Origin of the sequence: Candidatus Liberimonas magnetica, assembly GCA_020523885.1 — a bacterium.
Lineage (GTDB): Bacteria > Elusimicrobiota > Endomicrobiia > Endomicrobiales > JAFGIL01 > Liberimonas > Liberimonas magnetica.
In genome coordinates, this window is record JAJAPY010000001.1 from 378,352 (window position 1) to 393,661 (window position 15,310).

13 protein-coding genes are annotated in these 15,310 nt (G+C 39.0%); all 13 read right to left on the minus strand.

All coding sequences use genetic code 11. From position 1 onward, the window contains the following. Window positions 1-4: 4 nt before the first annotated feature. Window positions 5-1,315, minus strand: coding sequence for a ribosome biogenesis GTPase Der (gene der, locus LHV68_01235; GenBank protein ID MCB4790488.1), 1,311 nt, complete (start codon window positions 1,313-1,315; stop codon window positions 5-7). 143 nt (window positions 1,316-1,458) lie between these two features. Further along, window positions 1,459-2,715: a GTPase HflX gene (gene hflX, locus LHV68_01240; GenBank protein ID MCB4790489.1), complete on the minus strand. Its 1,257-nt coding sequence runs from the start codon at window positions 2,713-2,715 to the stop codon at window positions 1,459-1,461. A gap of 21 nt (window positions 2,716-2,736) precedes the next feature. Further along, window positions 2,737-3,681, minus strand: a complete 945-nt coding sequence (gene miaA / locus LHV68_01245; GenBank protein ID MCB4790490.1) for a tRNA (adenosine(37)-N6)-dimethylallyltransferase MiaA — start codon at window positions 3,679-3,681, stop codon at window positions 2,737-2,739. A 2-nt stretch (window positions 3,682-3,683) separates the two neighbouring features. After that, complete coding sequence (mutL, locus tag LHV68_01250) at window positions 3,684-5,426, minus strand: DNA mismatch repair endonuclease MutL (protein ID MCB4790491.1); 1,743 nt, start codon at window positions 5,424-5,426, stop codon at window positions 3,684-3,686. 124 nt (window positions 5,427-5,550) lie between these two features. Beyond that, a complete protein-coding gene (locus LHV68_01255) occupies window positions 5,551-5,997 on the minus strand; it encodes a PilZ domain-containing protein (GenBank protein ID MCB4790492.1) in 447 nt (148 codons plus the stop codon). A gap of 18 nt (window positions 5,998-6,015) precedes the next feature. After that, a complete protein-coding gene (gene mutS / locus LHV68_01260; protein ID MCB4790493.1) occupies window positions 6,016-8,697 on the minus strand; it encodes a DNA mismatch repair protein MutS in 2,682 nt (893 codons plus the stop codon). Between the two features lie 14 nt (window positions 8,698-8,711). Further along, window positions 8,712-9,290 carry a lytic transglycosylase domain-containing protein gene (locus LHV68_01265; protein ID MCB4790494.1) on the minus strand — a complete coding sequence of 193 codons (579 nt, stop codon included), beginning with the start codon at window positions 9,288-9,290 and terminating at the stop codon, window positions 8,712-8,714. Continuing rightward, window positions 9,287-10,633 carry a tRNA (N6-isopentenyl adenosine(37)-C2)-methylthiotransferase MiaB gene (miaB, locus tag LHV68_01270; protein ID MCB4790495.1) on the minus strand — a complete coding sequence of 449 codons (1,347 nt, stop codon included), beginning with the start codon at window positions 10,631-10,633 and terminating at the stop codon, window positions 9,287-9,289. Before miaB ends, LHV68_01265 begins: the two co-directional genes overlap by 4 nt. Continuing rightward, window positions 10,633-11,763: a tetratricopeptide repeat protein gene (locus LHV68_01275; protein ID MCB4790496.1), complete on the minus strand. Its 1,131-nt coding sequence runs from the start codon at window positions 11,761-11,763 to the stop codon at window positions 10,633-10,635. The genes miaB and LHV68_01275 overlap by 1 nt, the downstream gene beginning before the upstream one ends. An 85-nt stretch (window positions 11,764-11,848) precedes the next feature. Beyond that, window positions 11,849-12,079 (minus strand): hypothetical protein, encoded by a 231-nt coding sequence (locus LHV68_01280; GenBank protein MCB4790497.1) that lies wholly within the window; start codon window positions 12,077-12,079, stop codon window positions 11,849-11,851. Between the two features lie 185 nt (window positions 12,080-12,264). Next, the gene (locus LHV68_01285) at window positions 12,265-13,035 is read right to left on the minus strand and encodes an HD domain-containing protein (GenBank protein ID MCB4790498.1); all 771 of its coding nucleotides are present in this window, start codon (window positions 13,033-13,035) and stop codon (window positions 12,265-12,267) included. Window positions 13,036-13,090: 55 nt separating this feature from the next. Next, entirely contained in the window at window positions 13,091-13,837 is a 747-nt protein-coding gene (locus LHV68_01290) for a class I SAM-dependent methyltransferase (protein MCB4790499.1), read from the minus strand. A 60-nt stretch (window positions 13,838-13,897) separates the two neighbouring features. Next, the gene (locus tag LHV68_01295) at window positions 13,898-15,271 is read right to left on the minus strand and encodes an amino acid permease (GenBank protein MCB4790500.1); all 1,374 of its coding nucleotides are present in this window, start codon (window positions 15,269-15,271) and stop codon (window positions 13,898-13,900) included. Window positions 15,272-15,310 lie beyond the last annotated feature (39 nt).

Consider the following 15,310-nt stretch of genomic DNA (forward strand, 5'->3'; position numbering starts at 1 on the left):
TATCCTATTCTTTAGAGAACCTAAGGGTTATCGGTGTTCCTGTGAAACCGAACATTTTCCTCAATGTATTTTCAAAAAATCTTTTATGCGAGAAATGCAGTATTTCGGGATTGTTCATTTTGAATTTAAATGTAGGCGGGCAAACGCCTGTTTGAGTTATGCTTTTTGTTTTTAGGGCTTCGCCCCTGTGACTAAGGGATTTTTTCAGCTGTGTCTCTTGGATAACTTTTCTGAGTTCTTCCGGGGCTATAGTCCTTGAATATTCTTTATAAATATCTTTTACTTCATCAAAGATCCTCTCCACTCTCTGTCCGGTTTTAGCAGATATAAAAATAACTTTTGCCCACGGCATAAACTTTAACTTCTGTTCGATCTGTTCATAAACAGCTTTTACAGCGTCTTCTCTTCCTTCTATCAGGTCCCATTTGTTTATAGCGACCAGGCAGGCACATCTGTTCTCGGTGATATATTCTCCTATCTTGCTTTCAGTTTCAGTTATACCTTGTTCTGCATCAACTATCATTACTGCGACGTTAGTCCTTTCAAGAGCCCTGGCCGCGCTTAAGGAAGACAAATAGTCCAGGTCGGTTTTAAAATTTCGTTTTTTATGAAGGCCCGGGGTGTCTATTAAAACGTAGTTTTGGCCGTCCCTTTCTATAACTATATCTATCGCTTCCCTTGTTGTCCCGGGTTTTGGGCTAACGATACTGCGTTCTTTTTTATAAAGCTTGTTAAATAATGTTGATTTTCCCACATTCGGTTTGCCTATCAAAGTAATATGGATAGATTTTGAAGAGTCAAAGGAAGGTATGCTTGGGTTACTTGATAAGGAGCCCGTGATCTTATCCAGCAGTTCATTTATATTGCGGCCATGGTTAGCAGATATCATTACCGGTTCGTCAATACCCAAACTGTAAAAATCAAGCGCTTTTGTCTCTTCTTTCTGCGTATCGATCTTGTTTATAGCAAGTATTATCTTTTTTTTCTGCATTCTTAAAAAGTTGTTAAGCAGGACATCGTACGGGTGAAGCCCGTTTTTGGCGTCGACTACAAAAACAACTATATCAGCCAGGCTTAAGGCAGCCTCCATTTGCTTTTTTATCTCTTTTGAAAATTCAAGGTCATTTTCGTCTCCCCAACCGCCGGTATCAAGGATATTAAAGTTTTTCCCATCCCAGGAGACCTGCATCTCAGTATAATCTCTTGTTGTCCCGGGTATATCATGCACCAAAGCCTTTTTTTTGCCTATCATCCTATTAAACAAAGTTGATTTTCCTACATTAGGCCTGCCGACTATGGCAATTATGTTGTTCATCCCGCTCCTCATTTATTTGGATCAAAGTTGGTTAAGCCCTAACTTGATGCATAGGAAGAAATTCAATAACAGAGAGATTGCTTCACCTTCGGTTCGCAAGGACACTGCTTTACTCATTGCGAGAAGCCAAGCGACAGGGCAATCTAATTTGTTATTATAGGTTTTATTTGTTCCCAGTGTTCTTGCGTGCATTTTATCTCTATTCTAATGCCCTTATCCGTATAATTCTGTTTTTGTATCAGGGCAAGCTTAAATATCCTGGATAGGTCTTTGATCCTGTCATACGGCAGAAGAAATTTATGGGTACGAAACTTTGGGATCACTATCTCTTCAATTTTGGCCAGGAGGGTGTTAAGCCCTTCTTTTGTCTTTGCTGAGATCAATATATTCTTTTCGCGTCTTAACCTGTTTTTTACCCCTATGGCTATGAGGTCTGTTTTGTTGTACACAGGAAGTATGGGGATGTCCTGTGCATCCATGTCCTTTAAAACGTCTAAAGTTGTTTGAACCTGCTCCTTGTAAGCTTCCTGAGATGCATCTATTAAATGCACTATGCAATTGGCATATTTTATTTCTTCAAGCGTCGATTTGAAAGCTGCTACCAGAGAATGCGGTAGTTTCCTGATAAAACCTACGGTATCTGTAAAAAGGACTGTTCTTCCGCCTGGTAAAACTACCTGCCTTGTTGTTGGGTCAAGAGTTGCAAAGAGCAGATTATCTGCATATACTTCATGAGACTTGCTTAAGGCATTTAAAAGCGAGGATTTACCGACATTAGTATAACCGACTATGGCGATCGTTGCATCGCCGGAATCAATTCTCTTTTGCCTTGTTATCTGCCGGTGTTTCTTTAAATTTTCAATTTCTCTGTGCAAAACCACAATCCTGTCCCTGACGCGGCGCTGGTCAACTTCAAGTTTTCTTTCTCCGGGGCCGCGTGTACCGATACCGCCTCGGGCACCTATCCCTCCAGTTTGCTGTTCAAACCTGCCGAAACGCTCGGTAATACGCGGCAGGAGATAATCCAGTTGGGCAAGCTCAACCTGCAGCATACCCTCTTTAGACCTTGCTCTTTTAGCAAAGATATCAAGGATCAGCCTGGTACGGCCTATAATTTTTGCTCCTATCAGTTCTTCAAGATTCCTTTGCTGGACGGGTTTCAAGTCTTCATCAAAGATTACAGTTTTTACGTTTTTTTCTTTTAACAGTTCCTTTATTTCAAGGGCTTTACCTTGCCCGATGAAATAGGCAGGGTTAATCCTGTCACGATTTTGCACAACCGTATTTACGGGTATTGCCCCGGCTGTTCGCGCCAGGCTTTCAAGTTCAGATAATGAGTTTTTTATTTCCTTGCTGCTTGTTTCGGGTAGTTTAAGCCCTACTAAAATAACTTTTTCCATTTGTTTTTGTTGAAAATTATATCATTTTGGAAGGGATTTTAAAATATTCACGGCTATAGCATGCGTATCAAAAGTGGAATTAGTAAGATATATCCACGATATACGGGTATCTTTCTTGAACCAGGTTATTTGTCTTTTTGCGTAGCGTCTGATATCTCTTTTAAAAAGCTCGCGCATTTCATCATAGGTTATCCGGCCTTTGATATATTTTATTATATGGTTATAGCCTATACCGCTTAAACCCGGGCAGGTATCTCCGTAATTCTTAACAATTTCTTTTGTTTCATTTATCATGCCGGATTCAAGCATGGTATCACTTCGTTTGTCTAAGTTTTTATTTAATTCGTCCCGGTCCCATAACAAACCTATCTGTAAAAAACCATATTTTTTAACGCTTTTTATCTTTTGGAGTTCTGAGATTGGTGTTTTCGTTATTTCAAAAACCTCTAATGCCCTTATGATCCTTTGCGGGTTATGCCTGTTCTTTTCTGCAGAAACAGGGTCAACTTTCATTAATTTATCTAACAGGAAAGCTTCTCCGGACTCTAAAAATTCTTTTTTAAGTCTTTCCCTGACAGCTTGGTCCGCACCAGGCATTGGCGAAAGACCGTCTACCATCGCCTTGATATAGAGGCCTGTTCCGCCGGTTATTATAGGCGTTTTACCTGTTTTGGAAAGCTTTTCAATTATCAATTCAGCAGCTTTGGCAAACTCGCCTGCATTGAATGTTTCCGCAGGGTCAATAGGATCGATGATGTCCGTAAGGTGCTGAGGGACGGACTTGTAAGTCCTAAGCCTTAGTTTATTATCCCAGGTGCCGGCCTTGTTCGTACCTATGTCAAGATATCTGTAGACCTGCCTTGAATCTGCCGAGATTATTTCGCCGTTTGTCAGTTTAGCCAGTTCTACGGCTATTTCGGTTTTCCCCGAGCCCGTAGGCCCGGCAATAATGATGGGTGTGTTCATGATCAGGTTCTTCGGAACTTTTTACTCAGCTCGTTTCTGGATAGTTTGATCATAGTAGGCCTTCCGTGAGGGCAAGTATAGGGAGCCTTGCAGTTCAATAGTTTATTTATAAGTTCGTTCATTTCTGTATTTGATAATGTTTCATTAGCTTTAATGCTTGCCCTGCAGGCTGCCCTTATGATTTTTTCGATCTTTTCCGGAGCAGGCAGTTTATTTTCAAGCTCTAAGGCAGTTATTATTTCGCTTACGATCTCTTGTATTTTGGTATCTGTGCCAAGGACATTGGGCTGCTGAGTTATCCTGACCGTATTTTTTCCAAATTCCTCCATATTCCAGCCCGCTTCGGATAAGAGTTGAATGTTGTGTCTGATCAATTCCATTTTGCTTCTGGGAAGCTCCATGGTAAACGGTATTAAAAGAGGCTGCACAGGGATTTTTTTGTTTTCCCACTCGTTTTTATACTGTTCGTAGCGTATCCTTTCGGCAGCAGCATGCTGGTCTACGATAAGTATTTCGTCTTTATCCTGGGCGATAATAAAAAGATTAAAAACCTGGCCCAGTGCCCTTATGGATGTTTCATCGATAAAAACAGGATCAATAGCAGCCTGCTCCTTAAGGATCTCTTCCATGTCTCTTATCGAAGACCTTTCTGTGCTGTACCTGGTTTCTTTTGCAGGGTAATTTTCTTTTATAAAATATTCTTTTTTTGCAGTTTCCACGCTTATCGGTTTATCCGGTATGTCAAATGAGATACTTACCGGTTGTATCAGAGCCTGCTTAATAGACCTGTAAAGGACATCATGGAGCTGGCTTTCATTCGAAAATTTTACTTCTCTTTTTGTGGGATGGATATTTACATCTATTTCAGAAGGTTCTATGTCGATATAAAGCAATATTCCGGGATGCCTGCCTGCGGGCAGGTTTTCCCTGTAGGCGTCATAAATGCTGTGGGTTATTGCCCTGGTAAAACTGACGGGCCTATTGTTAACAAAAAGGAACTGCATGTTCCTGTTAGGGAGGCTGTCTTGAGTTTTTGTAATATATGCTTCAATGGTCACTTTTGCATGGCTGACTTTGACGGGCATTAATTTCTTTGAAAAATCCATACCGAGTATATCAAAGAACCTCTCTGTTTTAGTATTGGCAACAGGTGCAGTAAGTATTGTTTTGCCGTCGCACACTAGCTTAAAAGAGATTGTGTTCCAAATAAGAGCTATCTCTTCAAGGATCTTAACTATATGATGGCGTTCTGTAACAGGGCTTTTTAAGAATTTATTTCTTGCAGGTGTATTGAAGAAGAGGCCCGCTACTTCCACAGTAGTGCCGGGTTTCCCGGCCCAGGCCCGGCTCTGTATTAATTTTCCGCCGGCATATTTTTCTTCCCAGCCTGACATCTTTGATTTTTCCTGGCTCTGGATCAAGAGGTGAGATACAGAGGCTATTGAAGGAAGAGCTTCTCCTCTAAATCCAAGAGTAGCAAGGCGGTCAAGGTCGACAAAGTTTGACAGTTTGCTCGTGGCATGCCTTGTAACGGATAAGGTAAGATCTTCTCTTGACATACCTGCCCCGTCATCTGTGACACGTATGAGCTCTTTTCCTGAAGCCTTAATTTCTATTTCTATATTCCTGGCCTTGGCATCTATGGAATTTTCAACCAGTTCTTTTACCGCGTTTGCCGGACGCTCTATAACTTCTCCGGCAGCTATCTTGTTTATAGTCTCTTCAGAAAGTATTTTTATAGTCATGGTTAATAATGGTAATACAGCGAATAGTTAGATGTGAATAGTTCAAGGAAAAAAGCAGTTTATGATGAATAGTGAGTAGTTTCCTCCAAATAAAGGGTCCCTTGATTTTACCATTCACGATTCACTATTCATTAGTTTTTAGCTGTTTTGCGGATTTTATTTTTGTTGGTTTCTGGCACAATTGGAAATAGGAACATTTTTCTACACAAACATCGTTTACGCCAAGTTTGAGTTTTGTTTCGCAATCATTAAAATCAAAAGCCATCCTGTTGATATGGCGGAAGTCCAGGGGGTCTATTTTTGAAAAAGATATGCCTAACCTCCACATTTCGCCCTTTGATATCGTCCAGACTACATGGCCGGAAAGTTCTTTTGATTGATAGCCGCATAAATTAATAGAGAGGGTGATCTCTGTGCCCAAGACCACATTGTCATAAGTAAGAAGCGACACGCCTCCCGCAGAAAGGTCTACTAGCAGGCTCGGGATTGTTTTATCACCTATAGAAAGCTGGATTGACTGGTCCATCTCGCGAATTACGGGATATCGTAAATGTCTTCTTTTGTTGTCCATTCTTCCTCCATAAAATAATTAGGATTTATCCTTTAACTGATATTTTTTAAGTTCAGCCAAAAACTTCAACGCATCGATCGGGGTGATCTCGTTTATATTGACTTTGTCTAATTCTATCAAAAATTTTGAAGAAGGTATAGCAAAAAAATCAAGCTGGCCGTTATTATTTTTTTGGTTCTGAGGGTTTTTAGACGAAGCGCTGGCTTCAAGGTCAGTTAAAATACTGAAAGCCCGTTTTATGACACTTGGAGGAAGCCCTGCCAATTGCGCCACATGTATGCCGTAGGAACGGTCCGCTGGCCCTGAGAGTATCTTGTGCAAAAAGATCACCTCATTCTCCCATTCCTTGACAGCTACGTTATAATTCTTTATGCCGGAGAATTTATTGGCAAGGTCAGTCAATTCAAAATAATGTGTTGCAAATAATACTTTTGGGCCGGCCTTTGCATCATTTTTCTTCAAATTTAAATATTCAACGGTTGACCAGGCGATCGATATGCCGTCATAAGTTGAAGTCCCCCTGCCTATCTCATCTAAAATTATCAGGCTTCTTGGCGTGAACTGGTTAAGTATGCTTGCCGTCTCGTTCATTTCGACCATAAAGGTAGATTCCCCGCCGGCTATGTTGTCGCTGGCACCGATGCGTGTAAATATCCTGTCAACTATCCCTATCCGTGCTTCGCTTGCCGGGACGTAGGAGCCGATTTGAGCCAGTATTACAATCAAAGCGGTCTGGCGAAGATATGTGGACTTGCCTGCCATGTTAGGCCCTGTAAGCAGGATGATCTGGTCTGTATCTGAATTTAAATAAATATCGTTTGGGACAAATGAACCGCTTTTTATTTTTCTTTCAAGGACGGGATGGCGGCCGTCTTTTATTTCAAGCAGGTAGCTTTCATCGATTTTCGGCAGGCAGTAATTGTAAAGTACTGAAACCTCTGCTAAGGATGAAATAACATCTAAGTTTGAGATAGAGGACGCTATATCCTTTAATGCAGGTGCATAGTCTAATATCCTAGCGCATACCTCTTTGAAAAGGGATTCTTCGAGTTTCTGTATTTTGTCTTCTGCTGAAAGTATCTTCTCTTCGAAAGATTTTAATTCAGGAGTTATGAACCTTTCACAGTTAGTGAGGGTTTGCCTTCTTATATAATCTTCAGGTACATGTTTTAAGTTCGATTTCGTGACCTCAATATAATAACCGTAAACGGAAGTGAACCCTATCCTTAAAAGATTTATGCCTGTGCGTTTTCGTTCCTTTTCTTCCATTTGAGAGATTAGGTTCTTCGCATCTTTACGTATATTCCTTAGCTCATCCAATTCTTTATTAAAACCAGGTTTTATTACACCTCCGTTCTTTATGTTCGTGGGAGGCTCATCATCGATGGCATTAAATAATAGTGCAATGGTATCCTTTGGAGGATTTATCCTGTCGTTTATATTTTTTATTTCATCGGGTATACTTATCAGCTTATTTTGGGATACTAGGTTATCTTTAATTTCAGGAAGTATGTTCAAGGAATTCCTCAAGCCGATAAGCTCCCTTGGGCCGGCATTAGCCGCAGCTAGACGGCTCAGGATCCTTTCTATATCAGATATTTTTTGCAGGTTGTTCCTTAAGTTCCTGCGTAAAAGGCCGTCTTCAACGAAATATTTTATCATTTGCTGGCGGCCCGTTATTTCAACTATATTCAAGAGAGGTTTTATCAGCCACTGTTTCATTAACCTTGCACCCATCGCCGTCATGGTCAGGTCTATAGTTTCAAGCAATGAATTCTCTCTTGAACGCGTACCCTGGTTTTCAACCAGATCAAGGTTTGATATTGCGCTGTGGTCAAGAAGCAGGTAATCATCCAGGGAATAATATTTTATGCCCGCTATTGCGCTTTTGTTAGTTTCCATATTTTTAGGCTGGGTCTTGCCAAGGTAAGCTAATACTCCACCAGAGGCAGATGCTGCGGCGGGTTTATTTTCCAGGCCGAAGGGTTTTAGAGATTGCAGTTTGAAATACTCTTTTATAGTTGACTGGGCTTGCGGTAAAGAAAAGAGCCAGTCTTCTATCGTTGTGACAGGTATGCCGGATTTTTTTGTGATATCTGTGAAAAACGGCTCTTTGGCCGTACTTTGAGGCGCTATCAGTTCTCCGGGATTTAGCCTGTATATCTCATTTTTAATTTTGTCTTTACTGGTCTCTGTTGTTTTAAATTCACCGGTAGATACATCTACAAAAGCAAGCCCGAAGCTGTCGGGGTTGTTGGCTGGGTATACAGCCATTAAGTAATTGTTTTCTTTGGCATTGAGCAGGGTATCTTCAAATATCGTTCCCGGGGTAATTACCCTGACAACGTCCCTTTTTACTATCCCCGCACCAGGTTTTGGTTCTTCAAGCTGTTCGCATAGCGCAACCTTAAGCCCGTTTTTAACTAATTTTTTTATATAAGAATTGACAGCATGAAAAGGTACTCCGCACATGGGATATCCCTGGCGGTGCGTAAGGGTCACTTCCAGGATAGGAAAGGCTTTTTGGGCATCCTCACCGAACATTTCGTAAAAATCTCCGAGCCGGAAAAAAAGGACCATATCCGGATATCTGGATTTTATTTCCTGATATTGCTGCATTAGAGGGGTTAACTCGGACATTCCCTGGATATCGCCGGGCAGGCGTTTCTTCTTTTGTTCGTTATTTGTTAAACCGGACATAATTGACCTTAAGTTTAGGAGGTTTTATGATTCCTTATCAAATTTTTTAGTTCCTGTACCCATTTCAGCCATTTGTAAGTTCGCATGACAGATTTTATATACGAGCTTGTCTCTTTATACGGTATATCATTTACTTCCATCTCGACTAAAGGGTTTTGTTTCTGCCAATTTCTTACCTTATTTATGCCGGCATTATAGGCTGCAAGGGTAAGTATCATGTTTCCGTTAAATTCTTTAAGCAGTTTACTTACATAATATGTCCCTAAACGGATATTAATAAAAGGATCTTCAATGTTTTCAGGGTTTAAATTATTTATGCCGAGTTCATCCGCCAGTTCCTTTGCGGTAGGCGGCATGATCTGCATTAAACCTATTGCTCCGCTGCGGGAATGCGCTTTTATCGAGAAATTCGATTCTTCTTTTATGATAGAAGTAATAAATAAAGGGTCTACACTATATTGTTTTGAAAATATCTCGATTACATCATTGTAAAATACCGGGCTTATCACTTGTATCGGGAACTCAAAATAAAGTATAGAAAATACAAGCAATAAGCCTATAAAGATCGTAATTAGGAGACGGTTTGTTTTCATTGGATATGTTTGCCTATCAAAGAATTAATTTTACTTTCAACTATTTGTACCTTAACTATTTTTCCTAATAGGTTTTTATTGGAAACAACAAAAACCTTTTTATTTGTCCTGGTGTTGCCTACGAAGATCCCGTTTCTGTCTTCACAAACGAGGGCTTCCTGTATTGTGCCTATTAGTTTAGCATTTTTTTTGATTGAAATTCCATTCGCCAGTTTTAAAATTTCGGCCAGCCGTTTTTCTTTGACATCCTGAGCCACATCGCCCTTTAGCTTTGAAGCCGAAGTTCCCTGTCTCGGGGAATACTTAAAAGCAAAGAGAAAATCAAAATCGCATTTTTTAATGATGTCTATAGTGTTTTTAAAATCTTTTTTTGTTTCCCCTGGAAAACCTACAAGGATATCTGTTGTTATGCTTATTTCAGGTATATTTTTTCTTAGCTTTGATACTAGTTTTAAATAATCCTTTGAAATATACCCCCTGTTCATTTTTTTAAGTATTTTATCAGACCCGGATTGCAAAGGCAGGTGAATGTGCTCACATACCTTATCAAGGCTTGTCATAGCGCTTATCAGTTTATCGCTAAGGTCTTTCGGATGGCTTGTCATAAAGCGTATCCTTTCGATCCCTTTGATTTTATTTACTTCGGCCAGCAAGTCTGAGAAATCATACTTGCCGCTTGTAACCCGTGACCCGTGACCTGAATAAGAATTTACATTCTGCCCTAACAACGTCACTTCTTTTGTCCCATTTTTTACTAAACTTATTATTTCTGAAATTATTTCATCAAGCGGCCGGGATTTTTCAGGCCCGCGGACAAAGGGAACTATACAGTATGAACAGTAGTTTCCGCAGCCGCGCATGATTGTAACAAAGGCAGAAACAGTAGGGGTAAGGGGTAAGGGGCAAGGGGTAAGTTTTTTTTGCGATGTCATTCCCGAAGGTTTTAATCGGGAATCCAGTATTTTTGATTTTTGATGCGCTACTATCTCGTTTCCAAAAACCCTGTCAAATAAATACGGGAAATGCTCTATGTCTTTGGCGCCTACGACAAGATCAACAATAGGAAAATCGGTTTTCAAAGTTTTCTTAAGGCGTTCGGCCGCACAGCCAAGGATAATTACTTTCATCCCGGCATTTTTATTCTTTATGAATTTTAACCTGCCGATATACGATAAAGCCCTGTTTTCTGCCTGCTGTCTTACTGTACATGTGTTTAGAAAAACAAAATCCGCCTTTTTTTCATCTTTTGCAGGCTTAAACCCCAAACTTCTTAAATGTGATTCCACAAAGTCAGAATCCGCGACATTCATCTGGCAACCGAAAGTTTTTAAGAGATATATCATTATTTGTTAAACACTTCCTTTGTAATCGTGCCTGCGATATTTTTGGCTAAAAGTCTATTACCTTTTGCCGTGCAATGGCCAAGAGTTTCAGTAAATTTATCAACAAAATAAGAGTCATAACCATCCTTTGCTATACTCTCATTAAATACCTTTTCATTGTCTACGTAAATTATATTTTTATATGAGCTTAATATTCTCCTTAGGTCTTTAACGCTTCTGGTAGGGTATTGCACGCATACATATTTAGTGCCTCTTTTATTCAGTACTTTACACAGTTTTTGGTAGTTATGTATTGTTGCTAGGCCAAAGTATTTTGAATTAATATAATTTATTTTATTTAGATGCCTTAATGAAAATATCCCCCCGCTTGCCCTAACATGCTTATTTAATATTTCTATCATTCTATTTTCATTTCCTTCTTTTTTGTAAATATAATTCAAACTATAGTAGGCATTTTCGTCTTGGGGATATAAAGCTATTATTTTATTGTAAATATTTTCGGCTTCACTATACCTGTTTTGTATCTTGTAAAATTGTGCTAATGTTGTTAATGCAGTAAGGCTTGTCGGATTTCTTTCTACAGCCTTTCTGTACATTGTTTCTGCTTCCGGATATCTCCCGGCTCTGGTATAATAAAGGCCTAAGATTGTATAGCCCCATTCATTTTTTGGATTTACTTCTGTAGCTTTTTTATACATTGATTCTGCTTCTTTAAACTTACATTCTTCCAAGTAGCAATTACCGAAATTAATATATACAATATCATTATTAGGGTTTATTCTCATAGCTTTCCCGTACATTGTTTCCGCTTCACGATACTTCCCTGCTTTGCTATAATCATCGCCTAAGCGTGTGTATTCCCACTCATTTCCTGGTTTTACTTTTACAGTTTTTGTATTACTGCCCTTATTGTCTTTAGAAGGTTTTTTACCCCAATCTGAATTAATGAATGATAGCCTTTCCTTTATTTTATTTTTCGTAGTATTACTTGAACTGATTATGTGTAACCTCAATAACCGTGCCAGTTTATATACCTTAATCGAGTAGATAAAACTTTTAATACCATCAGTATTGTATTCATATATTAAATCATCTCTATCATCATTTATCCCCATCATCGTTATTACCATAGCTGGCTTGTATTTATCCAGGTCTTCTTCAAGTTTTGCTAATATAAAATTAGTATCAGCCCCGCCTCTTCCTTTGTCAATTATGCTAAACTATATGCCTATTGTTGAGTTCTTCTTCCAAATATTGCGGATATTGGCCTGCTGTAGTTGATTCCCCTAAGCAAAGGATCCTATATGTTCCTTTATTATTTAACGCTTTTCTGTTACCGTATTCCTGTAAATACAGATAGGTGTATCCTGATAGACGCAGGCCTATCTCAAGCAGTGTAATACTTAAAAATATACCCAATAAGATCAATACAATCTTTCTTTTCACGGTTTATTTGTCTTGAACACGAAGGCGTAAATAAGGAATTCGGTATTTCCTGTTAAAAAATCTAGTGGAACCCCTCCGTCAAGCGCTGACTCGTCCGCCGTAGCCGTACCAGCGATAAAGCGAATAGCTGTGTATAGTGCTGATATAATTCTGAAGGCGGAAGAAAATGAAGATACATGGTATCTTCATTTATTACGTTCGATATGCTTTTTAGCGTCATTATATATCCGGTTTACAACAGGGATATTTGGCAGAAAACTGTATATTTTGTCTATATACTTTCTTTCTGAAATGATTTCGAATGTCCGAGGGAAGTTTATGTCATAGACCCATCCGATTTGAATAATTCTCAGGTCATTTAGAGTTTTTAAATCGTTATAATTTGTAGCTTTTCCGGAAAGCAAATCCTTTATTACTTTGGCTGATATTTTGGGAGAGTCGACCAAATTAAAATCGACCATTTCGCTGCGCGTTAAAGGCATATTTTTATAATATTTTATGACTATACTGAATATATCTATTTTGTCAGCATCTCTTGCCAGTTGTGCAAACATTTTTTCTCTTTCATTGAGGCCTGAAGGAAGTTTTTTAGAATTGTGATATTCTATGGCTCTCAAAATAACATATTTGTCTTTTTCCAAAAAATATTTTAGCACAGAATTATTCTCAAGTATTTCTACGCCTAAATGCGCATGATTTTCAGACTTTTTATCATAAAAAGTCTTATATTTAGCGTATTGTTCAAACCTTCCGATATCATGTAGCAAACCTATGGCTCGTGCAACTACCAAATCGTTATTTTTAAGGCCGGAATGCTTGGCAATATCAAATATCTCCTTGGCTACAATTTTGCTATGCTCTATTTTATATTTAATAGGGTTTATCTTTCCGACAAATCCCTTATCAAAAATTTTTGTATAATTGTTAAACCATTCTTTTATTAATTTAAATTTCATAAAAAATGTATTTTTTTGAACAATAACTTACAGGATTCTCAATTTCTTAAACTCCTTATTTCTTTTTAAAAATACAGAAAGCTGACAGGCCTTTGTCCCGGCTGAACAAATTGCAGTAATCTATATTGTTTGCAATATAAGCTGATTCAACCTCTGTCATATATTTACTAACTATTTTTGCATTTTTTATATAATTGGTAATCATTGTATAAGTTGAATTACTGCCATCGGGTTCGACACCATAGTTATTGAGGAATGATGTGTGAACATCTTCAATGATATAATATCCGCCGGATTTAACGTACGGGAAAAGGTAACCAAAACTGGTCTGCTGTTCATCCATCCAGTGCCCGCCGTCATCAAGGATAAAGTCAAAGTCTTTGCCATATTTATCGATAAAACCCTTCAGCTGGTCTCTTTTTAACTGGTCAGCTATATAGGTCTTTATCCTTCCAGAGTTAAACTTGGAACAATCTGCGATATCAATACCGTATATAATGGCGTTCGGAAAATAATCTCTCCACATAAACTCGGACCCACCATGTTCTACGCCGATCTCAAGTATTTTATTTGCCTTCATCCTTATTGGTTTGAAGAAATATTCATATACTTCGGTAAAATGATGGCCCTGTCCTTTTCCGTCCGCATTTATATATATATTGGACCCTTTATCAGTCTTGTATTTATCAGCCAATTTCGTTAGTTCTCCGTAATTAACCTTGGGTGAATGAACAGTGAGGAGGATTAATGAAATTCCCAATCCCAAGCTGATACCAGCTGCGCAAATATTTATTAATTTCATTATCTATCTCCTTTTACAATATAATTTAAAAATATTCTTCTAAAATCATGCATATAAATGTTATGCCATGGATTTTGTATGGAAAATGTAGTATAAAGGTACTCCTGACGAAAGAATTACGAGCCCTGTCAAAGTTTCTACTGGTTTGAACTTCACCGAACTCCATATCAGCCCGCATGTTACCAGTAAAAACAAAATAGGCAGAACCGGATAGAAAGGAACCTTGTAAGGTACATTTTCTTCCTTAAAAGTCCTTCTTGCGAGCATCAATCCTAAAATAACCAGCCCCATAAAACACCAGAATACCCCGCTGGTGTAGTATGCCAGATTTTCTACAAACCCGATATTCCCCCTGCTTATCAGAAGAAGCGTCAAGGTAAAAACAAAGTTCGCAAAAAGCGCAGCCTGGGGGGACCTGTACTTAGGGTGTATAGAGGAGAACATATTGAGGCCAGGATAGTTTTTTGCGATTGCATAGCTGATCCTTCCGCCGGTCAGTATGAGGCCGTTTATAGCACCTGCTGCGGAAATAATGATGATTGAAGACATCGCTATTCCGCCTTTTGTTCCGAACCAGATAGTCATAATATCCGATGCAGGGCTGAATGTTTTGGCGAGCCCTTCCGGGGTAAGATATTTAATATAAACAAAGTTAATTCCGATATAGAGCAGAGTAACGGTCGCTAGGCCCGCAAAAAGGGCTTTGGGAATAATATTTAAGCCGTTTTTTGTTTCTTCTGCAATGTAAACAGCCTCGTTCCAACCGCCATAAACCCACATACTTAAGACCAGAGCGCTCCAGAAACCGAGAATAATGTTGAAGGGGTTTTTAGCGGGCGGTAACAAAGGAATAAGGTTCGAAACGCTGGAACCGGTTTTTGAAATGCCGAATCCTATAAGGAATATGAGTATAGCGATCTTGAATATCGTTATTGAGTTCTGTACATTTTTGCCTAAGGTTATTCCGGAAATGTTTATCAATGTTAGAAGTGTAATAGTGAATGCCGCGACGACCAATATCGTACTAAAACCGCTGAACCCTGTAAAAGGAAGAAGTTTAAGGGACTCGTTTCCTATAATAAGAGCAAGTGTAGCAATGGAGCTGGGCCTTATTATTAAAACAACGCTCCAGGCAAAAAGAAAAGATATTATATTCCCACCTTTGCCAGCATATGATTTTTTCAGGAATGTAAAATCACCGCCGGCTGAAGGAAATTGCGAAGAAAGTTCCGCGTAGCATAGAGCTCCAAACCAGGCAAAAAGCCCGCCGAAAGCCCAAACAAGCAGTATCATCAGTAACGATGGATTGTGTTGCGCTATCAGTGTAGGGAAAATACTAAAAATACCGGTTCCAATAATTATGCCTACAATGATCCCTGAACAATCCCACCAGGAGAGGTCTTTCTTAAGTGTTATTTCGTTGTCAGGACTCATCTATGCACCTATGTTTTTCAATCCAATTTGTTTAATTGT